This is a genomic window from Nocardiopsis sp. ATB16-24 (assembly GCF_030271535.1).
Lineage (GTDB): Bacteria > Actinomycetota > Actinomycetes > Streptosporangiales > Streptosporangiaceae > Nocardiopsis.
Map to the genome: position 1 here is coordinate 16,759 of NZ_JASCXJ010000005.1, position 25,420 is coordinate 42,178.

Annotated in this window: 22 protein-coding genes; 13 read left to right on the forward strand and 9 right to left on the reverse strand. The window is 70.6% G+C overall.

Annotated features, from left to right (window positions below; translation table 11 throughout):
* Nucleotides 1-98 precede the first annotated feature (98 nt).
* Together PFX91_RS07670 and PFX91_RS07675 are read left to right on the forward strand one after the other, a co-directional pair.
* Nucleotides 99-974: a glycosyltransferase family 2 protein gene (locus PFX91_RS07670; protein ID WP_285730498.1), complete on the forward strand. Its 876-nt coding sequence runs from the start codon at nt 99-101 to the stop codon at nt 972-974.
* A complete protein-coding gene (locus tag PFX91_RS07675; RefSeq protein WP_285730499.1) occupies nt 971-1,870 on the forward strand; it encodes a glycosyltransferase family 2 protein in 900 nt (299 codons plus the stop codon). Before PFX91_RS07670 ends, PFX91_RS07675 begins: the two co-directional genes overlap by 4 nt.
* On the opposite strand, the gene PFX91_RS07680 is transcribed toward PFX91_RS07675, so the two are convergent.
* Nucleotides 1,858-2,415: a DinB family protein gene (locus PFX91_RS07680; RefSeq protein WP_285730501.1), complete on the reverse strand. Its 558-nt coding sequence runs from the start codon at nt 2,413-2,415 to the stop codon at nt 1,858-1,860. The two genes, PFX91_RS07675 and PFX91_RS07680, sit on opposite strands and share 13 nt — an antisense overlap.
* 96 nt (nt 2,416-2,511) lie before the next feature.
* Nucleotides 2,512-4,308 (reverse strand): acyl-CoA dehydrogenase, encoded by a 1,797-nt coding sequence (locus PFX91_RS07685; RefSeq protein WP_285730502.1) that lies wholly within the window; start codon nt 4,306-4,308, stop codon nt 2,512-2,514.
* A gap of 182 nt (nt 4,309-4,490) precedes the next feature.
* Between PFX91_RS07685 and aroQ the strand changes: the two genes are divergently transcribed.
* Nucleotides 4,491-4,970 (forward strand): type II 3-dehydroquinate dehydratase, encoded by a 480-nt coding sequence (gene aroQ, locus PFX91_RS07690; protein WP_502888278.1) that lies wholly within the window; start codon nt 4,491-4,493, stop codon nt 4,968-4,970.
* 76 nt (nt 4,971-5,046) lie between these two features.
* On the opposite strand, the gene PFX91_RS07695 is transcribed toward aroQ, so the two are convergent.
* From PFX91_RS07695 to PFX91_RS07710, 4 genes are all read right to left on the reverse strand, one after another.
* The gene (locus PFX91_RS07695; RefSeq protein WP_285730505.1) at nt 5,047-5,682 is read right to left on the reverse strand and encodes a histidine phosphatase family protein; all 636 of its coding nucleotides are present in this window, start codon (nt 5,680-5,682) and stop codon (nt 5,047-5,049) included.
* A 104-nt stretch (nt 5,683-5,786) separates the two neighbouring features.
* The gene (locus PFX91_RS07700; protein ID WP_285730506.1) at nt 5,787-8,090 is read right to left on the reverse strand and encodes an FdhF/YdeP family oxidoreductase; all 2,304 of its coding nucleotides are present in this window, start codon (nt 8,088-8,090) and stop codon (nt 5,787-5,789) included.
* A 180-nt stretch (nt 8,091-8,270) separates the two neighbouring features.
* A complete protein-coding gene (locus tag PFX91_RS07705) occupies nt 8,271-8,750 on the reverse strand; it encodes a YbaK/EbsC family protein (protein WP_285730507.1) in 480 nt (159 codons plus the stop codon).
* Nucleotides 8,751-8,808: 58 nt separating this feature from the next.
* A complete protein-coding gene (locus PFX91_RS07710; protein WP_285730508.1) occupies nt 8,809-9,555 on the reverse strand; it encodes a DUF4097 family beta strand repeat-containing protein in 747 nt (248 codons plus the stop codon).
* 221 nt (nt 9,556-9,776) lie between these two features.
* Here PFX91_RS07710 and PFX91_RS07715 point away from each other — a divergent pair, with 221 nt between their 5' ends.
* Nucleotides 9,777-10,961 (forward strand): alcohol dehydrogenase catalytic domain-containing protein, encoded by a 1,185-nt coding sequence (locus tag PFX91_RS07715; protein ID WP_285730511.1) that lies wholly within the window; start codon nt 9,777-9,779, stop codon nt 10,959-10,961.
* A 45-nt stretch (nt 10,962-11,006) separates the two neighbouring features.
* Here the strand turns inward: PFX91_RS07715 and PFX91_RS07720 are convergent, their stop codons facing one another.
* Both PFX91_RS07720 and PFX91_RS07725 read right to left on the reverse strand, forming a co-directional pair.
* Nucleotides 11,007-11,867 carry a glycoside hydrolase family 16 protein gene (locus PFX91_RS07720; RefSeq protein WP_285730513.1) on the reverse strand — a complete coding sequence of 287 codons (861 nt, stop codon included), beginning with the start codon at nt 11,865-11,867 and terminating at the stop codon, nt 11,007-11,009.
* A gap of 294 nt (nt 11,868-12,161) precedes the next feature.
* The gene (locus tag PFX91_RS07725) at nt 12,162-13,160 is read right to left on the reverse strand and encodes an ABC transporter substrate-binding protein (protein WP_285730515.1); all 999 of its coding nucleotides are present in this window, start codon (nt 13,158-13,160) and stop codon (nt 12,162-12,164) included.
* A 509-nt stretch (nt 13,161-13,669) separates the two neighbouring features.
* Between PFX91_RS07725 and PFX91_RS07730 the strand changes: the two genes are divergently transcribed.
* Together PFX91_RS07730 and PFX91_RS07735 are read left to right on the forward strand one after the other, a co-directional pair.
* The gene (locus PFX91_RS07730) at nt 13,670-15,424 is read left to right on the forward strand and encodes an ABC transporter ATP-binding protein (RefSeq protein WP_285730516.1); all 1,755 of its coding nucleotides are present in this window, start codon (nt 13,670-13,672) and stop codon (nt 15,422-15,424) included.
* Nucleotides 15,421-17,244 carry an ABC transporter ATP-binding protein gene (locus tag PFX91_RS07735; protein ID WP_285730518.1) on the forward strand — a complete coding sequence of 608 codons (1,824 nt, stop codon included), beginning with the start codon at nt 15,421-15,423 and terminating at the stop codon, nt 17,242-17,244. The genes PFX91_RS07730 and PFX91_RS07735 overlap by 4 nt, the downstream gene beginning before the upstream one ends.
* Before the next feature lie 73 nt (nt 17,245-17,317).
* Here PFX91_RS07735 and PFX91_RS07740 read toward each other — a convergent pair whose 3' ends face one another.
* Nucleotides 17,318-18,085 carry a siderophore-interacting protein gene (locus PFX91_RS07740; RefSeq protein WP_502888279.1) on the reverse strand — a complete coding sequence of 256 codons (768 nt, stop codon included), beginning with the start codon at nt 18,083-18,085 and terminating at the stop codon, nt 17,318-17,320.
* A 603-nt stretch (nt 18,086-18,688) separates the two neighbouring features.
* Between PFX91_RS07740 and PFX91_RS07745 the strand changes: the two genes are divergently transcribed.
* The 7 genes from PFX91_RS07745 to PFX91_RS07775 all read left to right on the forward strand — a co-directional run bounded on the left by PFX91_RS07745 (nt 18,689) and on the right by PFX91_RS07775 (nt 25,378).
* Nucleotides 18,689-19,063, forward strand: a complete 375-nt coding sequence (locus tag PFX91_RS07745; RefSeq protein ID WP_285730522.1) for a VOC family protein — start codon at nt 18,689-18,691, stop codon at nt 19,061-19,063.
* Between the two features lie 659 nt (nt 19,064-19,722).
* Nucleotides 19,723-22,572, forward strand: a complete 2,850-nt coding sequence (locus PFX91_RS07750) for a DUF4040 family protein (protein ID WP_285730523.1) — start codon at nt 19,723-19,725, stop codon at nt 22,570-22,572.
* Complete coding sequence (locus tag PFX91_RS07755; protein WP_285730525.1) at nt 22,569-22,877, forward strand: sodium:proton antiporter; 309 nt, start codon at nt 22,569-22,571, stop codon at nt 22,875-22,877. Before PFX91_RS07750 ends, PFX91_RS07755 begins: the two co-directional genes overlap by 4 nt.
* Nucleotides 22,874-24,391 (forward strand): monovalent cation/H+ antiporter subunit D family protein, encoded by a 1,518-nt coding sequence (locus tag PFX91_RS07760; RefSeq protein ID WP_285730526.1) that lies wholly within the window; start codon nt 22,874-22,876, stop codon nt 24,389-24,391. The genes PFX91_RS07755 and PFX91_RS07760 overlap by 4 nt, the downstream gene beginning before the upstream one ends.
* Nucleotides 24,388-24,771 carry a Na+/H+ antiporter subunit E gene (locus PFX91_RS07765; RefSeq protein WP_285730527.1) on the forward strand — a complete coding sequence of 128 codons (384 nt, stop codon included), beginning with the start codon at nt 24,388-24,390 and terminating at the stop codon, nt 24,769-24,771. Before PFX91_RS07760 ends, PFX91_RS07765 begins: the two co-directional genes overlap by 4 nt.
* A complete protein-coding gene (locus PFX91_RS07770) occupies nt 24,768-25,025 on the forward strand; it encodes an MrpF/PhaF family protein (RefSeq protein WP_285730528.1) in 258 nt (85 codons plus the stop codon). The genes PFX91_RS07765 and PFX91_RS07770 overlap by 4 nt, the downstream gene beginning before the upstream one ends.
* Nucleotides 25,022-25,378 carry a cation:proton antiporter gene (locus tag PFX91_RS07775; protein WP_285730530.1) on the forward strand — a complete coding sequence of 119 codons (357 nt, stop codon included), beginning with the start codon at nt 25,022-25,024 and terminating at the stop codon, nt 25,376-25,378. Before PFX91_RS07770 ends, PFX91_RS07775 begins: the two co-directional genes overlap by 4 nt.
* The last annotated feature ends 42 nt before the right edge of the window (nt 25,379-25,420 follow it).

Here is a 25,420-nt window from a genome sequence, read left to right on the forward strand (position 1 = left end):
GGGGGGACGAACGGCGTCCCCTGTCGTCACGGGCGAGGACGTCTCGGCGATCCCGCGCGGGCGCCCTCGCGCCCAGGAGAGGCGAAGGAGGAATCGCGATGGGCGATCGGGAGCACGCACGGGTCACCGTGGTGGTGGCGACCCGGAACCGCCGGGAGGAACTGCTGCGCACGTTGCGGCGCCTTGAGGCGCTGCGACCCGCGCCGCCCGTGGTGGTCGTGGACAACGCCTCCACCGACGGCACCGCCGAGGCCGTGCGCTCGGAGTTCCCCGGAGTGCTCCTGCTGCGCGAACGGCACAACATCGGTTGCGCCGCACGCAACATCGGGGCGGCACGCGCCAGGACGCCCTACGTCGCCTTCTGCGACGACGACTCCTGGTGGGCCCCTGGGGCCCTGGAGACGGCGGCGGACGCCCTGGACGCCCACCCTCGCCTGGGGCTGGTGGCCGCGTCCGTGTTCGTCGGTGAGGAGGAGCGGCCGGACCCGCTCAACAGGGCGCTGGCGCACAGCCCGCTGCCCGACGGCGACGGTCTGCCCGGACCGCGGATCCTCGGTTTCCTGGCGTGCGCGGCCGTGGTCAGGCGCGAGGCCTTCGAGGAGGCGGGCGGTTTCAGCCCGCTGCTGTTCTTCGCCGGTGAGGAGGCGCTCCTGGCCCAGGACCTGGCGGCGTCGGGATGGGAGCTGTGCCATCTGGACCACGTACACGTGCACCACCACCCCTCCTCGACACGTCCGCCGGGGAGGTGGCGACGGACGCTGGAGGAGCGCAACGCGCTGCTGACCGTGTGGCTGCGCCGTCGCCCCGGCCTGGCCCTGGCGCGCACCGCGCGTGTGGCCGGGCGCTCACTGCGTGACCCGGTCTCGCGCGGGGCGCTGACCGGCGCTTTGCGGGTACTGCCCGCGGTGGTGGCCGGGCGTCGCCCGGTGCCCGCACGGGTGGAGCGGGACCTGTCCCTGTTGGAGGAGGCATGAGTCAGGACGCGCGTGTCGGGATCGTCGTCATCACCCGTGACCGCAGACAGGAGCTGTTGCGCACCCTGGACCGTCTGGAAGGGCTGCCCGGACCGCCGCCGACCGTCGTGGTGGACAACGCCTCCGGTGACGGAACCGCCGAGGCCGTGGCCGAACACCACCCGTGGGTGCGGCTGATCCGGGCGGGGACCAACCTGGGCGCGGTGGGCCGCAACATCGGAGTGGAGGCCCTGGACACCCCCTACGTCGCCTTCTGCGACGACGACACCTGGTGGGAGGAGGGCTCCCTGGAGCGGGCCGCCGACCTGTTGGACGACCATCCCGGACTGGGATCGGTGACGGCGCGCCTGCTCGTGGAGCCCGGAGGAGAGGAGGACCCGCTCACGCCGGAGCTACGCCACTCACCCGTCCCCGCGCCGGACTGGCTGCCCGGTCCCGCCCTGTTGGGGGTGCTGGCCGGAGTCACGGTCTTCCGTGTCCGGGCCTTCACACAGGTCGGCGGTTTCTCCGGACGCCTGTGGATGGGAGGGGAGGAGGAACTGCTCGCCCTGGACCTGGCGGCGGCGGGATGGTGGATGTGCTGGGACGAGCGGACCGTGGCCCACCACGCGGCCTCCCCGGTGCGCGACCCGTCCCGCCGCAGGCGTCTGGGCATCCGCAACACCCTGTGGACCGCCTGGCTGCGCCGACCGCTGGACGGCGCCTGGCGGCACACCTGGTCGGTCCTGGGGTCGGTGCCAAAGGACGGCACCAGCGCGCTGGCCCTCGCCGACGCCCTGGCCGGACTGCCGTGGGTCCTTCGGGAACGCGCGCCGGTCCCGCCGCGGGTGGAGCGGGGGCTGCGCGCCCTGGAAGGTCCCCGACGCCGGTCCAAGGCCCGCCGCTACGTGGGCTGAGAGGGGTCGCGGTCCACGGGGTCCCGTGAGGCGCGCAGCAACCTCAGCTGCCCGACCTCGGAGACGTTCTTCATCAGCTCGGCGTTGACCCAGGCCACCGTGTGGGCGACGGTCATCCCCGAGTCGGGCGGCCACGGGAACGGGGCGGGGGCCTCCAGGTCCTCCTCCGTGAGCCGTTCCAGGACCTGAGACCAGTGGGCCCTGAGATCACGCAGCCGGTCGACGATCCTCTCCGGTCCGGGCCAGACCACCTCCTGACGGTCGCGTGGGGCACGTCCCCGCAGGTGGTCCAGGGCCACCGACCACCACCAGTCCATGTGCCACGTCGACCAGGCGCCGGTCGGAACGGGCACGGGGTCGGGTTCGGTGTCGGCCCAGTCCGGGACCCAGCGCCCCTCACCGTCCCGACGCACCGTCCAGCACAGGGGCCCCGGTTCCCACATCAGGTCCTCGGGACGTAGACGTTCCAGGTGGTACTCGCACAGGGACCACGTGAGGTCGAACTGCCATCGCAGCAGTTCACGACGGGATACGGATGCGGACATGAGGACACCATGACACGCTCCGCACCCTCCCCGGTAGCGGTTTTCGCCGCGACCGCGACACCGGGGGCGGCGTCCCACGGCGCCGCCCCCGGTGGGTCAAAGGACGTCGGGTGAGACGTCCAGGACGGTGCGGTCGCGTGAGGCCACCAGGGCGAACTGCGGGCCGGTGCGCGGCAGTTCGTGCCGGAAGAAGTAGGCCGCGGCGGCGCGCTTGCCCTCGTAGAAACCGCCCTCACGGCCGTGCGCGGTCACCAGCTGCTCCAACCACAGCCAGGCCACCACCACGTGCCCCACCGCCTCCAGGTAGGGGGTGGCGTTGGCCAGCGCCACGGCCGGGTCGCCCTCGGCCCAGGCCGCCGCGGCCGTCTCCGCGGTCCGGTCCAGGGACGCCGAGAGCAGCTCGGCGTACTCGGCCTCCGCGCCGCCCAGCTCGCGGGCACGGGACACGGTTCCACGCGCCGTCTCCAGCAGCAGCCTCAACCGGACGCCGTCGTCGATCACGGCCTTGCGTCCGAGCAGGTCCAGGGCCTGGATGCCGTGGGTGCCCTCGTGGATCGGGTTGAGCCGGTTGTCCCGGTAGTGCTGTTCCACGTCGTACTCACGCGTGTAGCCGTATCCGCCGTGCACCTGGATGGCCAGACTGTTGGCCTCCACGCACCACTGGGAGGGCCAGCTCTTGACGATGGGGGTGAGCACGTCCAGCAGCAGGTGGGCGCGACGGCGGGACTCCTCGTCCTCTGCGCTGGCGGTCTCGTCCACCAGACGGGCGCAGTACAGCACCAGGGCGAGGGCTCCCTCGACGTAGCTCTTCTGCGCGAGCAGCATCCGGCGCACATCGGTGTGCTCGGTGATGGGCACCTGCGGCCGGGTGGGGTCCTTGTCCCCCAGGGGCCGGCCCTGGAGGCGTTCCCGGGCGTAGGCCAGGGACTTGAGGTAGCCGGTGTAGCCGACGGCGGTGGCTCCCGCGCCCACCCCGATCCGGGCGCTGTTCATCATGTGGAACATGTACTTCAGGCCCTGGTGCGGCTCGCCGACCAGGTAGCCGACCGCGCCCGCCCTGCCGCCGGGGGTGTGGCGCCCCTCACCGAAGTTGAGCAGGGCGTTGACGGTGCCGCGGTAGCCCATCTTGTGGTTGAGCCCGGCGGGGACGACGTCGTTGCGCTCCCCGATCGACCCGTCGGCCTCCACCAGGTGTTTGGGCACGACGAACAGGGAGATGCCCTTGACCCCGGGCGGGCCGCCGGGGATCTTGGCCAGCACCAGGTGCACGATGTTCTCGGTCAGTTCGTGGTCGCCGCCCGAGATCCACATCTTGTTGCCGAACAGTCGGTAGGTACCGTCCGGCTGGGCCTCGGCGCGGGTGGTGATGTCGGCCAGGGAACTTCCCGCCTGGGGTTCGGACAGGCACATGGTGCCGGTGAAACGGCCCTCCACCATGGGACGCACCCAGGTGTCGACCTGCTCGGGGCTGCCGTGCGCCAGCAGTAGGCGCGCGTTGCCCGCGGTGAGGAAGGGATAGGCGGAGGTGCCCAGGTTGGCGGCCTGGAAGAAGGCGCCGCACGCACTGGAGAGCACGTGGGGGATCTGGGCACCGCCCACCGAGGCGGGCATCGCCGCCGCGCTCAGGCCGGTCTCGGCGTAGACCTGGAGGGCCTTCTTCACCTCGGGGATCACGTGGACGCGTTCGCCGTCGAAGCGGGGCTCGTTGGCGTCGTTGGCCTTGTTGTGCGGCGCGAAGTGGTCGGTGGCCACGCGTTCGGCCAGCTCCAGCGCGGCGTCGAAGGTCTCCCGGGAGTGGTCCGCGTAGCGGGGACGGTCGGTGAGCGCCTCGGTGTCGAGCCACTCATAGAGCAGGAAGTGCAGGTCGCGCGTGGACAACAGGGTGGACGCCACGGGTCGCCTCCTAGGAATCGTGGACCGACTGGTCGGTATGCTACCGGCTTCGGGAAAGGGGCACGCGGTCGGGCCGTCGTCCTCGCCGACGAAGGTCGGGCTCGGGTCGGCGCCCGCTCGGGTGGGGGCCTCTAAGCTTGCTGCCACCGACCCGAGAAGGAGCGTTGACCCGTATGACCTCGATGCCCGACCGGTCCCGCACCGTCCTGTTGCTCAACGGCCCCAACCTCAACCTGTTGGGCACCCGTGACCCCGCCCAGTACGGCACCACCACCCTGGAGGAGGTCGAACGGCGCGTGACCGACCTGGGCGGGGAGTTGGGGGTGCGGGTGGTGTGCGCGCAGAGCAACAGCGAGGGCGAGATGGTGGACCGGATCCACGGCGCGCGCGGTTGGGCCGGTGTGGTGCTCAACCCCGGCGCCTACGCCCATTACAGCATCGCGCTGCGCGACGCCATCGAGGCGGTCGAGGTCCCCGTGGTGGAGGTGCACATCTCCAACGTGTACGCCCGTGAGCGCTTCCGGCACACGTCGGTGACCGCGCCGGTGGCCGCGGGCTACGTCGCCGGGTGCGGGGTCTTCGGCTACGAACTGGCGCTGCGCGCGGTGCTGCGGCGCGACGCCGAGCGCGAGGAGGTCTCGGACGGCACCCGGGCGGGATGACGGGACCGGTCGGGACCCCCAGGGAGGGTACCGACCGGTCGGTTTGACCGAGGCGCGTGTTCGTCGCGACGGCGGATCAGCGGTAGGTCATCAACGCCGGACCTCCTTGTTCCAGGTGGGCGTGGTCGTTGAAGGACAGCAGACGCGTGCCGCCGCGGCCGTGCACCAGCTTGGTCACCGACCCGTTGACGACCACGCGGTTCATGGCCAGGAACCCGGTGGGGCCCGTACCCAGCAGGGTCGAGCACACCGTCGCGATCACCCCCGCGGAGGTGAACACCAGGGTCGTCCCTCCCCTCCCCGACCCGGTGACCAGGTCCTCCAACGCCCCCCGCACCCCGGTGCGGAAACCCTCCCAGGTGCCGGGGCCCTCGCCGCCCGCCTCGATCCACGAGCCCAGGGAGGCGTCGAGGCGTTCCTGGAGCGTGCCCTGCCGTACGGGCCCCGAACTCAACAGGCCGAGATGGTCGTACTCGTTCCACCTCTCGTCGGTGTCCGCTTCCAGGTCCAGGCCCGCGGCGGCGAGGGTCGCCGCGGCCGTCTGGCGCTGACGGCGCAGCGCTCCCGCCACCACACGTTCGACCCGCAGGTCGCGTCGCTTGAGTTCGACGCCCAACAGTCGGGACTGTTCGTAGCCGGTGGGGCTCAACTCGTCGTAGTCCTCCGCCTCCGGAGAAGCCTTGCCGTGGCGGATGAGATAGATGGTCGGCATCGCATCAGCGTACGGGTGGGTCCACGCGCACCCGGGCACCGGGGCGGGGACGGCCCCCGGTCGGCGGGCGGCGGCGCGGCCCCGCGCAGAGGGGCCGCGCCCGGTCAGGGCTCCGTGCTCGGCTCGAAGCGCACCACCACCGACTTCGACGTGGGGGTGTTGCTCACCTCGGCCGTGGAGTCCAACGGCACCAGCACGTTCGTCTCGGGGAAGTAGGAGGCGGCGCACCCCCGCGCGGTCGGGTAGTGCACCACGCGAAAGCGCGTGGCGCGCCGCTCCCGGCCGTCCGGCCACTCGCTCACGATGTCGGTGTGGGAGCCGTCCACCAGCCCGAGTTCGCGGGCGTCCTCGGGGTTGACCAGCACGACCCTGCGGCCGCCGGTGACACCGCGGTAGCGGTCGTCGAGGCCGTACACCGTGGTGTTGTACTGGTCGTGGGAGCGCAGGGTCTGCAACAGCAGCCGTCCCGGCGGGATCTGCGGTGCGTAGGTGCCGTTCACCGTGAAGTTGGCCAGCCCGGTCGCGGTGGGGAAGCGTCGCTCGTCGCGAGGCGCGTGGGGCAGGGTGAACCCTCCGGGCTCGCGGACACGGGCGTTGAAGTCGAAGAAGCCCGGCACGACCGCCGCCACGTGGTCGCGCACCCGGTCGTAGTCGGTCAGTTCCGACCAGTCCACCGGGCTCTGACCCAGGACGCGTCCGGCCAGGTCGCAGATGATGTCCACCTCCGAACGCATGCCCTGCGACAGTGGCGGCAGCACCCCGTGGGAGGCGTGCACCTTGCCCATGGAGTCCTCGACGGTCACCCAGCGGGCCCGGCCGTCGAGCAGGTCCCGGTCGCTGCGGGCCAGGGCCGGCAGGATCAGCGCGCGGGCCCCGGTGACCACGTGTGAGCGGTTGAGTTTGGTGGACACGTGCACGGTCAGCCCCACCCGACGCATGGCCTCCTCGGTGACCAGGGTGTCGGGGGTGGCCGCCACGAAGTTGCCGCCCATCGCGAAGAACACCCGTACCTCACCGCGCGCCATGGCCCGGATGGCGTTGACGGTGTCATATCCGTGTTCTCGCGGCGGCGCGAAACCGAACTCGGTCCCCAAGGCGTCGAGGAATCCCTCGGAGGGGCGTTCGACGATGCCCATCGTGCGGTCGCCCTGGACGTTGGAGTGGCCGCGTACCGGACACACGCCCGCGCCGGGGCGGCCCACGTTGCCGCGCAGGAGCAGGAAGTTGACGATCTCGCGGATGGTGGGGACCGAGTGCTTGTGCTGGGTCAGACCCATCGCCCAGCACACCACGATGCTCCGTGACTCGGTGACCATCGCCGCGATCCGCTCGACGAGTGCCCGCTCCAGGCCGGTGTCACGCTCGGTCCGGGCCCAGAACTCCTCCTCCGGTTCGGCGAGCAGGGCCTTGGCGAACTCCTCGAAGCCGTGGGTGTGCGTGGCGACGAACTCCCGGTCCAGGACCTTCTCACCGCGCGCGTCGGCCTGGAGGAGCAGCCGGTTCAGGGCGGAGAACAGCGCGAGGTCGCCGCCCAGCCGGATCTGCGCGAACAGGTCGGTCAACTCGGTGCCGCGCCCCAGCAGGCCGCTCGCGCGCTGGGGGTTGCGGAACTCGCGCATGCCCGCCTCGGGCAGCGGGTTGACGGTGACGATGCGCGTTCCGCCCCTCTTGGCCCTCTCCAGGGCGGTGAGCATACGGGGGTGGTTGGTACCGGGGTTCTGTCCGGCGACGATGATGAGGTCGGCCTTGCCCAGGTCCTCCAGGGAGACACTGCCCTTGCCGACCCCCAGCGTCTCGGTCAGGGCGGAGCCGGACGACTCGTGGCAGAGGTTGGAGCAGTCGGGCATGTTGTTCGTCCCCAGGACACGGGCGAACAACTGGTAGCAGAACGCCGCCTCGTTGCTGGTGCGGCCGGAGGTGTAGAAGACCGCCTCGTCGGGGGAGTCCAGGGCCTTCAGATCCTCCGCGACCAGGTCCAAGGCACGGTCCCAGCCGATCGGCTCATAGTGGGTGGCGCCCTCGGCCAGGTACATCGGCTCGGTGAGACGCCCCTGTCGACCCAGCCAGTAACCGGAGCGCTCGGCCAGGTCGGCGACGGAATGACGGGCGAAGAACTCCGCGGTCAGGGCCTTGGCCGTGGCCTCCTCCGCGATGGCCTTGGCGCCGTTCTCACAGAACTCGGCGCGGTGACGCTCGTCGCCTTCGGGCCAGGCGCAGCCAGGGCAGTCGAATCCGCGTTTCTGGTTGATCGCGAGCATGGCGGGCAGGCCGCGGCGAACACCGGTGTGCTCGCCCAGATGGCGGACGCTGTTGAGTACCGCGGGAAGTCCGGCGGCGCTGCTCTTGGGCGGGCCGATCGTGGGGGAGTCCTGCACTGGGTCCGGTTCGTCCGGGTTCTGCTGTCTCACAACGGCATTCTGACACCTTCCCTCCACGCTGAACACTCCCTGGTCTGGGAGAACCCCTTCAGGGCGAGTACGCGGCCTCCACGAGGGGGCGGGTTCCTCCTACCAAGACCCCGGCGGGGCGAAGCACACCCCCGCGCCGGACCCGCCCCCTCGCACGGCACTCCCGACCCCGTGCGCGGCTCAGTTCACCGCCAGGGGAACGCCGTCCGTCATCTTCAGCAGTTCGGCGTAGTCGGTCGGAAAGACGGTGTGGGGGGTGCCGCCCGCGGCCCACAGCCTCGGATACTCCTCCAGGGCGGTGTCCACCACCGTCTCCACGGGCGCGGGATGTCCGACGGGGGCCACTCCTCCGATGACCTGGCCGGTGGCGGCGCGCACCTCCTCCGGCTCGGCCCGCCGGATCCGACGCCTGCCCAGGCGTTCGGCCAGCAGTGCGACGTCCACCCGATGTCGGCCGCTGGTCATCACCAGCAGCGGGCCGTCGTCGGCCATGAACACCAGGCTGTTGGCGATCGCGCCCACCTCACAGCCCAGTGCCCGGGCCGCCTCCGCGGCGGTACGGGTGGAGGCGGGGAGTTCCCTCACCCGGTTCCGGGCGCCGAAGGCCTCCAGCGCCTCAGCCACCCTGCGGCTCCGTTCGGGCAGACTCGTGCCTTCCACGTGTTCTCCCTGCTCTCTTGTTCGGTTCCGAATGCGGACCAGGCTCCCACACCGGGGATCATTCGGGGGAGACCACCCGGATCAGCCCACCGTCGGTCTGGGCGGAGATCTTGTAGGGACTGTCGTCGTCGGTGTCCACCTCGGTGACGATCCGGCCCGTGTTCTGGGAGGAGTGCACGTCGTAGAACTCCTCGGGCAGCTCCAGGGTCGCCAGTCCGCTCTGTGTGTTCACGCGCGCCTCGTTGGGGGGCTCGACGAAGGACACGTCGATCGTCCCGCTACGGGTGCCGGCCTTGAAGTCGTTCGAACGCAACCCTCGACCGTGGATGTCGCCGTGCACGCTGTTGAGGATGAGCGGACCGGAGATCCTGCTCACCGACACCGATCCTTCGGTGGTGCTGATCGACAGGGGCCTGTCGAAGGCCTTGGCCTCGGTGTGGCCGTCGACGCTCTGCACCGTGAGAGAGACGGCCTGGGGAACGATCACCTTGTGACGGATGTGGCAGGACTCGGGCTGGTCGCACCGGAACGACAGGGACAGGATCTCCCCGTTGAGCTCCCAGGTGGCACCGGGGCGACCCAAGGCCGAACGGCCCGACACCCACCGCTCCACGCGGATCTCGTTCACGTTCGCCGGGCTGACCTCCAGATCACCGTGGTCCACGTCGATCGTGAGCAGGTCCGAGAGCGGGGTGAAGGAGCGCTGCTCCGACTCGGTGTGGTCCGTGGGGACGACGCACCCGCTCAGGAGCAGCAGCGCCGCCAGACAGGCCGGCAGGGCGCCGACCAAGGTCCTCGCGTTCACGATGCCCCCATCCCTGGAAGACGGCGGAACCGGCCTGAAGGAACGGGGCCGGCAAGGTCGCAAGGCATCCGCTACCCACGTTAGCGAAAACCGGCCGGTCTTTCCCGATAGTGGCATATGTCCGTTTTCAGGGCGGCGGGCCGGGTAGTGGGCGGGGCAGTCCCGGAGGGCGGTCGCGCCCGAGGGGACCGGCCACGACCGGAGTGACACCAGGGGGAAGCATGAAGGCAGTGGTGTGGAACGGTACGAGGGACGTCAGCACCGTGGAGGTCCCCGATCCCCGGATCGAACAGCCCCGTGACGCGGTCATCCGGGTCACCAGTTCGGGGCTGTGCGGCTCCGACCTGCATCTGTACGAGGTGCTCGGACCCTTCATGACCCCGGGGGACATCATGGGCCACGAGCCCATGGGCGTGGTCGAGGAGGTGGGGGACGGGGTGACCTCCCTCGTTCCCGGCCAGCGAGTCGTCGTCCCCTTCCAGATCTCCTGCGGCGAGTGCGCCATGTGCCGGAGTGGCTTGCAGACCCAGTGCGAGACCACCCAGGTACGGGAGGAGGGAACGGGCGCCGCCCTGTTCGGCTACAGCCGCCTCTACGGTGGGGTGCCCGGCGCGCAGGCGGAGTACCTGCGGGTTCCCTACGCCGACGGTACGGCGATCCCCGTGCCCTCCGAGGGACCCGACGACCGTTACCTGTACCTGTCGGACGTGTTGGCGACCGCCTGGCAGGCCGTGCGCTACGCCGACGTGCCCGAGGGCGGATCGGTCGCCGTCCTGGGTCTGGGACCGATCGGTGACATGTGCTGCCGGGTCGCCCGGCACCTGGGGGCGGAGAAGGTGTTCGGGGTGGACCCGGTGCCCGAGCGGCGTGGTCGTGCCTCTGCCAGGGGAGCGGAGGTGTTCGACTCCTCCCAGGGCACCGACGCGCTGGTCGAGGCGATCCGTGACCGCACCGACGGGCGCGGCCCGGACGCGGTCATCGACGCGGTCGGGATGGAGGCCTCCGGACACGTATCGGCCAAGGCCGCGCAGCGGATGGTCAACTTTCTGCCCAAGGGCGCCGCGGCCAAGATGATGGAGACCGCGGGGGTGGACCGGCTGGCCGCGCTGTACACCGCCATCGACCTGGTGCGGCGCGGCGGGACCGTGTCGCTGAGCGGTGTGTACGGAGGCATGGTCGACCCGATGCCGATGCTGAAGCTCTTCGACAAGCAGATCCAGCTGCGGATGGGGCAGGCCAACGTCCGCCGCTGGGTCCCCGAGATCATGCCGCTGTTGGACGAGGACGACCGCCTGGGTGTGGAGGACTTCGCCACCCACCACGTGCCCTTGGACCTGGCACCGCAGGCCTACAAGAGGTTCCAGAAGAAGCAGGACGGGGTGTTCAAGGTGGTCTTCACCCCCTGACACGGACGACCGTCCCCGGCGCGGTCGCCGGGGACGGACCACCTCCTAGTTCTCGTAGACGCGGACGTAGTCGACGACCATCTCCTGGGGGAAGCGCGTGGATCCGTCGGGGTGGCCGGGCCACTCGCCTCCCACCGCGACGTTGAGGATCATGAAGAAGGACTGGTCGTAGACCCAGGGGTTGCCGCCCACGTCGGCGGCGGTGAGGGTGTTGAAGGCAACGCCGTCCACCGACCAGGTGAGGGAGCCGGGCGACCAGTCGACCGCGTAGACGTGGAAGTCGTCGGTGAAGGCCCCACCCGTCGGGTGGTCGTAGGAGGCGCCGATGCCGCCGCCTCCGGAGTAACCGGGACCGTGGACGGTGCCGTGCACGGTGCCCGGCTCGTGGCCGACGTTCTCCATGACGTCGATCTCGCCGGATTCGGGCCAGGGCGTCCGGGGGAAGTCCGCGCCCAGCATCCAGAACGCGGGCCACACGCCTTGTCCGGTCGGGATCTTGATCCGTGCCTCGATGCGGCCGAAGGCGTGCTCGACCTTGTTCTGGGTGGTGATGCGTGCCGAGGTGTAGGAACCGTCGGCCTCCTGACGGGCCGTGATGACGAGGTTGCCCCGACCGTCCAGGGCCGAGTTGGTCCTGCTGTCGGTGTAGTTCTGTAGTTCGTTGTTGCCCCACCCGTGGTCGCCGGTCTCGTGGTTCCAGTGGGCGGGGTCGGGGGCCTGGCCCGCGGCGCCGTCGAACTCGTCGGACCAGACGAGGTCTCCGGGCGCGGCGCTCAGGTCGGCGTTGGCCTCGTTCACGGCTCCTCCGCTCCACTGTGGCGCGGTCAGGACCGCGGCCAGGGTGGCGGAAGCGATGACCGACGTGGCGATGACGGTACCGCGACGGGTGTTCTTCCTGCTGGTCATGGACTGCTCCGGAAGTCGGGGGTAGGGGTGTCCGGCGCCGTGACGTGTGCGGATCAGCGGGTTCCGCACGGGCCACGGCTGGACGGTTCGGGCGGGCGGGGCCCACCCGCTGACTGAACAAGCGTTAAGTTACTGTACGTACCCGGACGTGTGCGGACAAGGGGTGGAGGGGGAAATTCGGGATCGCTCCCACGAGATCGGGGCGGCGCGGAGGAGCGCGAGGTCCAGCAGGCGGGACGGGATCGGGCCCCGCGGTGGTTCCGCGAGGCCCGGGAGAAGGCGACCGGAGGGGCGTCAGTCCTTCAGCGTCTCCTGGATCAGGGGAACGAGCTCGTCAAGGGCGTGGGAGATGCCCAGTGCCGAACCACTGGAGAAGGCGTTGGCCAGTTCCAGGTCGTCCACGATGATCAGGCGGCCGTCCTCGGCCGAGGGGATGCCCTGGAGCACCGGGTCCCCGTGCAGGAACTCCGCGGTGTCACCGAGGGGGAACATGACCGTCAGGTCCGCGTCCATGACCTCCAGCCGCTCCGGGCTCAGGTCGGTGTAGAAGGTGCCGTCGGCCATCTTTCGAACCTCGGCCTTGTACTCGAAGCCCAGCTCCCCGAGCAGGTCCACCCGGGCGTCGCCGGGCACGTAGGCGCCGTACTGGCCGTCGAAGTAGGCGCCCACGGTCATGGTCGTCCCGGCGAACTCGGGATTGTCCTCGCGAATCCGGGCGAAACGCTCCTCCAGCTCATCGATGATCTCCTCGCCGCGCTCCTCCTCGCCGAACACCTGGGCGACCTGGCGGGTCTGCTCCTGCCACGTGGTGCCGTAGGTGACGTCCACGCCGGGAGGCGGGCCCACCACGGGGGCCAGCGGAGCGAGCATGTCGTGGCGGTCCCGGCTGTTGTCGGAGCGGGTGTCGAGGATGACGTCGGGGTCCAGGGAGGCGATCGCCTCCAGGTTGGGCTCCATGGTGCCGACCTGCGTCGGCTCCTCGTCGAACAGGTCGGAGGCCCACGGGCCCACTCCCGTGCCGCCGTAACCCTGCCAGTCGGACACACCGACCGGCTGTACACCCAGAGCGAGAGCGGTCTCGGCGTCGGACCAACCCAGAGCGATGACCTCGGTCGGCCTGTCGGGGATCTCCACGTCACCGAACAACGTCTGGACGGTGACCGGGAAGCCCTCGGCGCTCTCCTGGTCGGCGGTCCCCGGTTCGGAACCGGCGGGTCCACCGCAGGCGGTGAGCAGCAGCAGGGACGCCGCGGCGGCGATCGAGCCGCCGGGGATCAGCGAACCGGAATTCATGGAGCCTCATTCGATCGGGAGAACTGAGCTTAGCCTTGCCTAAGCAAGGGACATGGTGGAGGAGTCGTCCCCTCCACGCAAGCCCGGCTCTGGCCAGGGGAGAGGCGTCCAGGGGAATGCCGAAAGGTCAAGGGGCGGGCGTTGCGGGGCTTTTTGGGTCCATGTCCGCATCTTCCGTGTCAGAAGTCACATCTTCCCGTGCGTTCTCCCGACAGCCGGCGGACCCGTCCTGGTCGGCGGGAGACACCGCGCCGCACCACTGCGCGCACCCGCACCCTGCGGCCGGCCCCCGGATCCGGAGCCCCGAACGGAGTCCGATGCTCGGTGGCCGGAACGGGGCGCTCGCCGGCTTTCGGACCGGCCTTTCCCCGACCAAGGTGTGCCCATCGGAGCAGGAAAGGCTAACCTAACCGGTGCCCTGTCCTGGCTCAGGGCACGACAGGGAGAGGAGACCGGGTGAGTACACGTCCACACGGGGCCGGGCGCCCCCCAGCGAGAGGACGCGCCGAGTGAGCACCCTCGCCGTGAGCGCTCCCCCCACCGAGCGGCCCCGACCGCTCTCCGACACCCCCACCACCGTGCGTGACCTGCGAGGGCGCACCTTGCGCCGCAACCGCGCGCACGTGGCCGCCGGTGTCGCGCTGCTCTCCCTGCACCAGGTCGCCGAGGCCCTCGTCCCGGTGGCCATCGGCCTGACCATCGACTGGGCCGTCGTCCCCGGCGACGCCCGGGCCTTGACCGTGTGCGTCGTGGGCATGGGGTTGCTCTTCACCGTCCTGGCCCTGGCTTACCGCACCGGTGCCCGCTTCACCCTGCGGGCCATGGAGAACGAGGCTCACCTCCTGCGGGTGGAGGCCACCCGACGCGCCCTGGACCCACGAGGGGAGCGCAGCGGTCTGCGTGTGGGCGAGGTATTGACGGTGGCCACCTCCGACGCCGAACAGGCGGCGCAGTACGTACGCGCATGGTCCGTGGCGATCGCGGTGGTGACCGCCATCGTCGTCACCACCGTCGCCCTCCTGGCCGTCGACGTGCCCCTCGGCGTCGGCGTGCTCGTCGGCGTCCCCCTGCTCATGTTCCTGCTGCGCTTCCCCGCGGCCCGCATCACCCGACGCAGCGAGGCCAAACAGGCCACGGCGGCCAGGGCCACGGCCCTGGCGAGCGACCTGGTGGGCGGCCTGCGCGTCCTGATGGGCATCGGGGCGCGGGCCGACGCCGCCGACCGTTACCGCCTGGCCAGCGCCGACGCCCTGGACGCGTCGGTCGGCGCGGCAGCCAGCAACGGCCTCTACCGGGGTCTGGTCACCGCGGCCAGTGCCGTCTTCCTCGCCGGCGTGGCGGGCGTGGCCGGATGGATGGCGCTCAACGGCCGCCTCACCGTGGGCGAACTCGTCATCGTCATCGGACTGGCCCAGTTCCTCGCCGAACCGGTCCAGGGCCTGGGCATGGTCGGTCAGATGTTCGCCACCGCGAAGGCCTCGGCCCAGCGGCTGGTGCGACTGCTCAACGCACCCGACGCCCTCACCCCGGGCGAACGCTCCTGCGAGGGCGAACCGGTCCTCACCCTGTCCGAGGTGGGTTACCGCACCCTGCGCGAGGTGGACCTCGAACTCAGGCCCGGAGAGCTCGTGGGAGTCCTGACCACCGACCCGCGCGACGCCGAGGCCCTGCTGGAGCTGCTCTCCGGCCGCGCCGAACCCGGACGGATGAGCGGCACCCTCACCCTGGGCGGAGTGCCCATGCACGAGCTCGACCTGGAGGCCCTGCGCGGCACCGTCCTGGTGGAGGACCACGGTTCGGCGTTGTTCGAGGGGACTTTGCGCTCCAACCTGGTCACCGGCGCGGAGGCGGACGATGAGCGGCTCATGGAGGCGCTCCGGTCCGCCGCCGCACAGGACCTGGTGAGCGGTCACCACGACGGGCTGGACCGGCCCGTCGCCGACCGCGCCGCCAACCTCTCGGGAGGCCAGCGCCAACGCCTGGCTCTGGCCCGCGCCCTGCTGGCCGACCCGCCCGTGCTGGTGCTGCACGACCCCACGACGGCCGTGGACGCGGTGACCGAGGAGGCCATCGCCCAAGGTGTGCGCGCGGCCCGTACCGGCCGTGACCCGGCGCGGGCCACCCTGGTCATCGCCGGCAGCCCGGCGCTGCTGGCCCGAGCCGACCGGGTGGTGGTCATCGTCGAGGGACGGGTCCACCGCACGGGCACGCACACGACGCTGACCGAACAGGACCGGCACTACCGGGAGGTGGTTCTGCGGTGACTTCCCCACACCGAACAGAGGAGGCCGAGGCGCCCGCGCGGGCGCACGGCGAACTGCTCCCCACCGCCTCGGCGCGCCGCACCTGGGCCGTGCTCGGCGAAGGGGTGCGCCGCACCGGATGGAACACCCCGCTGGCCCTTGCCATCGTGCTCGCGGGCAGCGCCGCCGGACTGGTCGCCCCGTGGGTGTTGGGCCGGATGGTCGACGACATCTCACAGGGCAAAGGCCTGGACGCGGTCCTGTCCTCCGCCCTGCTCATCGCCGCTTCGGGAGTGATCGGCGGCCTGCTGGTGGGCCTGGGCGGCTGGTCGGTCAGCAGGGTCGGCGAGACCATTCTGGCCGGCCTGCGCGAACGCGTCATGGACCGTGTGCTGCGCATGCCCGCCGAACGCCTGGAACGGGTCCGTATCGGCGACCTGCTCTCCCGCGTGGGAGACGACGTCGCGGTGGTCACCACGAGCATCGCCCGCAACGGCCCCGACGTGGTCGTCGCCATGGCCACCGTGCTGCTCACCGCCGCGGGCATGACCGCCCTGGACTGGCGCCTGGGCCTGGCCGGGATGGCGGCCCTGCCGGTCTACGTGCTGGCGGTGCGCTGGTACCTGCCGCGCTCGGGCCCCTACTACGCACGCGAGCGGGTGGCCATGGGCGAGCGCTCGCACGCGATGATGGGCGCCCTGCGCGGACGCGACACCGTGCGCGCCTACCGGCTGGAGGACGAACACGAAAAGCGCGTCTCGGAACGCTCCCGCGCCGCCATGGACATCACGATCACGGTGTTCCGCCTGTTCACCCGGTTCGGCGCGCGCCTGAACGGCGCCGAGTGCGTGGGACTGACCGCCGTGCTGGTGGTCGGTTTCTGGTTGGTACGCGGTGACCTGGCGACCGTCGGCATGGTCACCGCCGCGGCCTTGTACTTCCACCGTCTCTTCGGACCGATGATGTTCCTGGTCGTGAACTTCAACGAGGTCCAGTCGGCGGGAGCCAGCCTGGCCCGTCTGGCGGGGGTGATCGACCTGCCGACGGAACGGGAACCGGGAGCCGTGGAGGGCCCCGCGGGACCCTCGGTGCGGGTGGAGTCGGTCAGCCACTCCTACGGCGCGGGCGCTCCGCCGGCCCTGGACGGGGTCTCGCTGAGCATCGCCCCGGGCGAGCGCGTGGCCCTGGTCGGTGCCAGCGGAGCGGGCAAGACCACACTGGCCTCCTTGATCAGCGGGCTGCGCACGCCGACCTCGGGGACCGTTCGCCTGGGCGGGATCCCCCTCGACGAACTGGGGGAGCGGCGGGTGCGCGAACACGTCTTCCTCATCAGCCAGGAGACCCACGTCTTCGCCGGAACGCTGGTGGAGGACCTGCGCCTGGCACGGGCCGCAGCCACGGAGGAAGAGGTCGAAGCGGCCCTGGAGGCCGTCGACGCACTGGAATGGGTGCGAGCCCTGCCCGAGGGGCTGGACACGGTGGTCGGCGAGGGAGGGCACGCCCTGACGGCCGAACAGGCCCAACACCTGGCCTTGGCCCGCCTGGTGCTGGCCGACCCCGACGTGGCCGTCCTGGACGAGGCCACCGCCGAGGCGGGCAGCTCGGGTGCCCGGAGGCTGGAGAAGGCCGCCGCCGCGGCCACCGCCGGGCGCACGACCCTGGTGGTGGCGCATCGGCTCACCCAGGCCCAGACCGCCGACCGGGTGGTGGTCATGGAAGGGGGCCGGATCGTCGAGCAGGGTGCACACGCCGACCTGGTCGGTGCCGGGGGACGCTACGCCGACCTGTGGCGCAACTGGCGGGGCAGCCCCGACGAGGAGGGAGAACTCCTGGCCCGCTGACCGGGCGCGGCCGTCCCCGAGAGGAACGGGACGGCCGCGCCCCGCCGGTCCTCGAAGGTGGGGGCGGGCGTGTTCAGTCCATGGCGGCCTTGCCGTGGCGCCAGTAGCCGACGAAGGTGATGTCGTCCTTGGGCACGCCGTGTTCACGTACGAGAACCCGACGCAGGCCGGTGGGAAGGGCGTTCTCCCCCGCGACGAAACAGTAGGGGCGTCCCTGGGGGAGAGGTGCCGCGCTCACGGTCTCCAGGGCCAGCCGTCCGGGGACGGTGTGGGGGTCGGCGCGGGGCAGCCAGTGCACCCGGACACCGGACGGGGCGATGACCGGGCGGACGTCGTCGACGGAGGGCACCTCCAGGTAGGCGTGCCCGCGCAGGTTCTCGGGGGCCTGTTCCAGGATGGACAGCAGCGCGGGCACGGCGCTCTCGTCGCCCACCAGCAGATGCCGGTCCACGCCCTCGGGAGGCTGGTAGTACACGCCGTCGGCGAGCACCCCCACCTCGTCGCCGGGGCAGGCGGCGCTCGCCCAGGCCGAGGCCGGGCCGGCGTCGCCGTGGTCCACGAACTCCAGGTCCATCTCCAACGCCTCGGGGTCGAAACGGCGGACCGAGTAGTTGCGAACGTGCGGCTGACGACTCGGCGGCATCGCGTACAACTGCTCCACCCACCGCCTGTCCGCGGCCTCGGGCATGTACAACCGGTCCTGTCCTCTGCGGGGCAGGAAGAGGCGCACGAACTGGTCGCGGCCGAGGAACTCGAAGTCGGTCAGTTCGGCTCCGCCCAGGGTCACCAGGACGAAGTGCTTGGTCAGGCGCTCGGTCCGCAGCACCCGGGTGCGGATCATGGCGCGGTGGCCGGGCTGTTCGACGCGCAAGGGAGCCCTTCCTCCGTGGATCGTGGGCGGGGGAGATATCTGAGGTTAGCCTAACCAACCTCGCCTTCGGGCGACAGGAGGGCGGGGGTGGAAATGTGCCTGTTCCCGAATCGACGGCACGTTTCCGCCAGCGCTTGCGGTGCGCGGGCCGAGCACGGTCCCGGAGGAGGCCGGTGCCGCGAAACCGGTCCCGTGTCCGCTCGCGCTCCGCTGTCCCGCCGCTGTCTCGGTAACCCAGAACAGGGTCGGACGAGCTTTGAGGGGTGGGGCAGGGTCACGCGGTCCGGATGGCGGCCACCCTCGCCCCACTGGCCACCCCGCTCGGCGGGGGCGTCGCAAGCGCTTGCAGGAGGGGAGATGCGGCGCTGCGGCACCCCTTCATGGGAGGTGTTCCTCGGCGGAGGCCGGGCGGGGCCGTGATCCGCGTGTCCGTTCTGCCGTAAAAGTAAATCTACGTCGTAAAGGTGCTCTTGTGGTGCGACGAGAGGATCACGAGGAAACTCTTCCGCGCGAGTTCCCGAAGCACCTCGCCGACGTCGACGGAATGTCGTGTGCCCTCCCTAACATCGACACATGAGCCACACCTCGCACGAGCACCACGCCATCGACTACCTGGAACTGACCGTCACCGACCTGGACCGGGCGCGGAACTTCTACTCCGAGGCCTTCGGGTGGCGGTTCAACGACTACGGGCCCCAGTACGCGGGGATCCAGAATCCGCGGGGAGCGGACGCTCCGGAGGTGGGAGGTCTGGCCCTGGGGGAGGAGGACCCCCGGCCCGGTGGTCCCTTCGTGCTGTTGTACTCGACCGACCTGGATCGTTCGGTCGAGGCCGTGGAGCGCGCCGGAGGGCGTGTGGTCCGTGGGCCCTACGCCTTTCCGGGCGGGCGCCGTTTCCACTTCGCCGACCCCGACGGCAACGAGTTGGGGGTCTGGGCCGAGCGATGACCACCGGTCGTCCCTGAGGGCGGACTCCTCTCCTAGGGGTGACGACCTCAGGCGCGACGACTGGAATATCGGCGGCTCGGCGGGGTTCGCACGGGCGTGGCCGAGGGGCCACCCGGCCGTGGCCGGAAGGCGCCCTCCGCGACCGCCCCGGTGACCGATCGATGTTCTCGGGCCCCTCTATGATCGCGTGTGCGGAGGAGCCGCCGTGATCGTGTCCCGCCCCGCTTTCGACGCACCCTCCCTCGAACGCCCCTGACGGGTCTTCCTTCTTCCGGCCCGCGCCCTCGGTCATGGACCGTTCTCGTTTCGTGGGCGCCCACGGACTCCCGTGCCGCGTCCTCCTCCCACGGGCGCCGACGCTCACGGCGGGCGGGCACCCGCCCGGACAGGCCGACCACCCCCTCGGCAGGGAACCCCTCTCCGTTCCTTGACGGCCGAACCCATCTCGGTCGCGCCTTGGGGTACGGGAACTTCGAGTTCTCGCCCTCGCAGCGGTGTGTCCGACCGACGAGCGGCCCTTGGTGGCCGGAACATGGGCATCGTGCCCGTTCTCCTCCCCACCCGACGGCCGTCGACCGCACCGTCACGGCGGACGTGGTCGTCCTCGACCCACCCGCGTGTTCGGGGCGGGGCGGACAGGACCTCGAAAGGACGGCGGTGTGTTGTTGTCCCTCCTTGCCGTACTCACCGTGGTCGCGCTCTCGACCCCGTTCCTGGACCGGGTGCTGGGTCGCGCGACCGGATGGCCGGTGGCGGCCGTGTTCGCCCTGTCGACCGGACTGGTCCTGTCACAGGGACACCGACTGTTCGCCCAAGGGCAGACCCTGGAGAGCGCCCTGCCCTGGATGCCCACGATCGGGGTGGGCCTGTACCTGCGCATGGACGGTCTGGCCTGGTTGTTCTGCGTGATCGTCCTCGGCGTGGGGGCGTTGGTCATGGCCTACTCCGCGCGTTACTTCCCGCCGGGGCGTCGTACCGGGTTCTTCTTCCTGATGAGCCTCTTCACCATGACGATGACGGGGCTGGTCCTGGCGGACGACCTCGTCCTGCTCTTCGTCTTCTGGGAGCTCACCACGATCTGCTCCTTCTACCTGATCGGCCTGTCGGGCCCCGACGCGAGCAGACCGGCGATACGTACGTACCTGCTGACCGCGATGGGCGGCCTGGCGTTGCTCGCGGCCGTGGTGCTGTTGTGGACGCGTACCGGAACCACCCGGGTCAGTGAGGTGCTGGACGACACCTCCTGGACGCAGGACGGGGGGTTCACCACCGTGGTGGCGCTGCTGGTCATCGTCGCGGTCCTGACCAAGTCGGCGCAGTTCCCCTTCCACTACTGGCTGCCCGACGCCATGGCCGCCAGCACACCGGTGAGCGCCTACCTGCACGCCGCGGCGATGGTCAAGGCGGGTGTGTACCTGGCGATGCGGTTCTCGCCGGCCTTCGGCGAACTGGCGGTGTGGAACACGGTCCTGGTCTGCCTGGGGCTGGTCACGGCCGTGCTCGGCGCGGTGTTCGCCCTGCAAAAACACGACCTGAAGGAACTGACCGCCTACTCCACCGTCGGCCAGTTGGGCCTGTTGGTGGCGGTGATCGGCGTGGGTACTCCGCAGGCGCTCATCGCCGCGGGTGTGCACACCTTGGCCCACGCACTGTTCAAGTCGGCGCTGTTCATGGTGGTGGGTGTCGTCGAACACCAGACGGGTAGCCGTGACCTACGTGAGTTGGGCGGTCTGCGCCGGGCCATGCCGGTCACCGCGGCGGTGAGCGCGCTCGCCGCGTTGTCCATGGCCGGAGTGCCGCCGCTGTTGGGTTTCGTCACGAAGGAGAACCTCTTCGAAGCCATGCTGGAGACCCCGGGGCCTGCCTGGTCCGGGCCCGTGGCGGGGGCGGTCGCGGTGGCCGCGGCCGCCCTGACCTTCGCCTACGCGTTCCGTTTCGTCCATCTGACCTTCGGTGGCCGGCCCGACGGGGGAGCCGGGACCGGTGAGTCGCCCGTGGAGGAGGCGGGGTGGGCCTTCCTGGCCGCACCGATGATCTCCTCCGTCGCGGGACTGGTGCTGGGTCTGTTCGTGACCACGCTGAACCCGGTGGCCGGACGGGTGGGGACCGATGCCACCCATGTGGAGGCGGAGCCGCACCTGGCGCTGTGGCACGGGCTCAATCCGGCGCTGGGGATGTCGGCCATGACGATCCTGCTCGGGGCCCTGCTGGCCTGGCGTACCCGTGCGGGTGGGACATGGGCCGGCAGGCGGCTCTTCCCCGTACCGGGCACCACGGTCTTCGAGAGGCTGCACGCGGGTGTGGTCGCCCTCGGTGTACGTACGGGGGACCTGACGCGTACTGACTCTCCCACCCGCCATCTGGCCGTACCCCTGGTGATGGTCGTCCTGCTGTCCGTGGTGGTGTCCTTCTCCGGCCTGGAGTACGGGGCTCGACCCGCGCCCGCCTCGCTCTCCCTGGACTGGGTCCTGGTGGCGTTGGTGGCGGCCTCCGTGGTCGCCGCGGTGACGACCCTCTCGCGCATGGCCGCCCTGGCCCTGGTCGGGGTCGCGGGTTTCACCACCGCGCTGTGGTTCGTTCTGCTCGGTGCGTTCGACGTGGCCCTGACGCAGTTCCTGGTGGAGGTGTTGACGGTGGTCGTGGCGGTGCTGGTGCTGCGCCGCCTGCCCCGGGGGTTCCACCGGGTCCGACGTTCGCGCACGGTGGCGTCCGCCGTGGTCGCGGTCGCGGCCGGTTGCGCGGCGGGGTCGGCCGCGTACCTGTTCACCGGCCGCAGGGAGCTGTCCTCGGTCTCCGAGTACTTCCTGTCCAACGCCCAAGAGGACACCGGTGGGACCAACGTGGTCAACACCATCCTGGTCGACTACCGGGCCATGGACACGCTGGGCGAGCTCACGGTCCTGGGCGCGGCCGGGCTGATCATCGTCGCCGTCCTGAACTCCGCCGGACTCACCGCCAAGGGCGGTGCACGCCTGAGCGTGCGAAGGACGAACCCGGTCTGGGACACCGACGACAACACCGTGATCATGCGCACCGTGGCACGCTGGCTGATCCCGCTGTTGGTGCTGTGGTCGGCCTACCTGTTGTTGCGGGGGCACAACGCGGCGGGAGGCGGGTTCATCGCCGGACTGGTGGGAGGTTCGGCCTTCGCCCTGGCCTACCTCACCGCGCCCAGCGCGTCGGTCGCTCGGATCCAGGTGTCCTACACGATCACCCTCGCCGCGGGCGTGGCCGTGGCGGTGGGGGCGGGGCTGCTCGGTTACGTCGACGGCTCGTTCCTGCGTCCGCTGCACGCCGACGTCCCGCTGCCCTGGGGCGGTCACTTCCACTTCACCACCGCCCTGGTCTTCGACGTGGGCGTGTACCTGGCGGTGGTCGGTGTGCTGTTGAGCGCCCTCAACCAGTTGGGACTGGAACCTCCCGGCCAGAGTTCGGGGGAGCACCTGGGGAGGGAGGACGAGCCCCGAGAACCCACCCACGACAGTTCGTCCGCGGGAGGCGCCCGATGACCCTCGCCATCACGATCGGTGTCCTGATCGCGGGAGCCGTGTACCTGATCCTGCAACGCGGCATGGTCCGTGTGGTCCTGGGGTTCGTGCTGTTGAGCCATGGCGTGAACCTGTTGTTGCTGTCGGCGGGTGGCGCGTTCCGGCGCGAACAGCCGCTCCTGGGCGTGGTCTCGCCCGAGTCGGCGGCGGACCCCCTGCCGCAGGCCCTTGCGTTGACCGCCATCGTCATCGCCTTCTCCATCACCATCTACATGCTCACCCTCGCGGCCACCGGCAAGGACGACGACACCGGGGGGTCCCCGTGAACACCGCGCTCCTACCGCTGTTGATCGCGGTTCCGCTTCTGGGGGCCGCCCTGCTCATCGTCGTGGATCGGCCTCGGTGGCTGGGCCGGGCCGTGCTGCTGGGTCCCAACATCGGTGCCCTGGCCGCGGGCGTGTTCCTGACCTGGCTCACCCGTGGGGGCCGCGTCCACGCGCACAATCTCGGACTGTGGCGGGACGGGGTGGCCATCCCCTTCGTGGCCGACACCTTCAGCGCGCTGATGGTGACCACCACCGCCCTGCTGTTGCTGGTGTGCTCGCTCTTCGCCGTGGCCACGGGCGAGACCACGCGACGCCTCTTCCCGCCGTTGGTCCTGGTGCTGTCGGCAGGGGTGTACGGGGCTCTGCTCACCGGAGACCTGTTCAACCTGTTCGTGTTCGTGGAGGTCATGCTGTTGCCCGCCTACGGGTTGTTGGCGATCGCGGGCACGGTGCGGGGCCTGCTGGGCGGACGGGTCTACGTCACGGTCAACCTGCTGACCTCGACGATCTTCCTGGCCGGTGTGGCGTTGGTCTACGGTGTGGCCGGCACGGTGCAGGTGGGTGAGTTGGCCGGGGCGGCCCGGCAGTCGCCGCTGGTGGCCGTGGGCATGGGCGTGGTACTGCTGGCGCTGTCGATCAAGACGGCCGTGGTCCCGATGCACGGTTGGCTGGCGCGTGCCTACACGGCGCCCTCGCCCGCGGTGACGGCGCTGCTCTCGGGCCTGCACACCAAGGTCGCGATCTACGCGATCTACCGCCTGTACGCGGTGGTCTTCGACGGCGACGCCTCGCTGCTGTGGATGGGGCTGGTGGCGTTCACCGTGACGATGCTGATCGGAGTCCTGGGCGCGGTGGGGGAGAACGACACCCGTTCGATCCTGGTGTTCCACATGATCAGCCAGATCGGCTACATCCTGCTCGGGGTCGCCCTGTTCACCGAAGCGGGCCTCATGGCGGGGATCTTCTACCTCGTCCACCACATGGTGGTGAAGGCGTCGTTGTTCCTGTCCACCGGTGCCGTGGAGTACACGTACGGTACCGGTGAGCTGGACCGGTTGGGCGAGCTAGCACGGCGCGAGCCGCTCGTCGCCCTGGCGTTCCTGGTGGCGGCGCTGTCCCTGGCCGGGATGCCGCCGTTCTCGGGGTTCGTCGCCAAGCTCACCCTGGTGGCGGCGGCGTTCGAGGCCGGACAGTGGCTCGTGGCGGCGGTGGCCGTCGCGGTCAGCCTCATCACGCTCATGTCGATGCTCAAGATCTGGGGTGGCGCCTTCTGGAGCCGGCCCCCCGAACCCGAACCGGAACCCGTGTCGGGTACCGGTGCCTCCACGACGTTGACCACCGGGTCCCCGGTGCGAACGAGGGTGCCCACGGCGGTGCTGCTACCGGCCGTGGTGCTGGCCGGCGTGACGTTGTGCGTGGGGTTGGGCGCCGAGGTGCTGTTGGCCCTGAGCGCGCAGGCCGCCGCTCACCTGTTGGACACCTCCGCCTACGTCGAGGCGGTGACGGGACGATGACCTCCCTTCTGCTCAGGGGAGCGCGCACCCTGTGGTTCCCCTTCGCCTACGCGGGGCACGTGGTGAGCGCCTCGGTTCGCATGTCCTGGGACGTTCTCACGCCGGGCAGCGCTTCCACCCCGGCCTTCGTCGAGGTGCCGCTGCGTTGCAGGACCGCGTTCGAGGTCACGACGATCGCCAACATGGTCTCCTTGGCCCCCGGGTCGGTGACCGTCGCCACCCGGATGGATCCGCCCACCTTGTGGGTGCACGGCATGTACGCCCCCACCGACGAGGCCTTCCGTGACACCGTCTACGCGATGGAGGACCGTCTGTTGGGCGTGACCCGACGGAAGGGGCCTCCGCCGCGGCCCGATGTCGGGGAGGGGGAGACGCGATGAATCCCATCGATGTGGCCTTGGCGCTCATCGTGGTGTCGATGGTCGTGGCCACCTATCGGATCCTCGCCGGTCCGGCCAAGGCCGACCGAGGGGCTGGCGCCGATCTGGTCTTCTTCGGTTTCGTCAGTTTCGTCAGCGTCCTCGGTCTGCGGCTGACCACGGAACTGGTGGTCGACATCGTGCTCGTATGCACGCTGGTCGGTTTCATGTCCGCCCTGTCCCTGGCCCGTCTGGTCGCCGGAGGAAAGCGATGAGCACAGTGTTGGAGACGCTCAGTGTGGTCTGCGTGATCGCGGGAGCGTTCGTCTTCGCCACCGGGGCCTTCGGCCTGCTGCGGCTGCGTGACTTCTACGCGCGCATGAGCGCGATCACCCTCGCGGGGGGACTGGGGACGGCCTTGGTCCTCCTGGGGCTGTTGTTGCGGTTTCCCTCGTGGGAGAACGCCCTGAAGATCGGTCTGGCCCTGCTCGTGCAGTTGGGTACGGCCGCCGTGGGAGGTAACGCGATGGCCCGGGCGGGCTACCTCGCGGGTACTCCGATCTCCCCGGCCACCCGGCGTGACGCCCTGGCCGAGGCGGCCGTGGAGGACGGGTCGGAGAAGACCTGAGGGGTGCCGGGAGAAGGCGCGGGGAACGGACCGGCTTCGTGG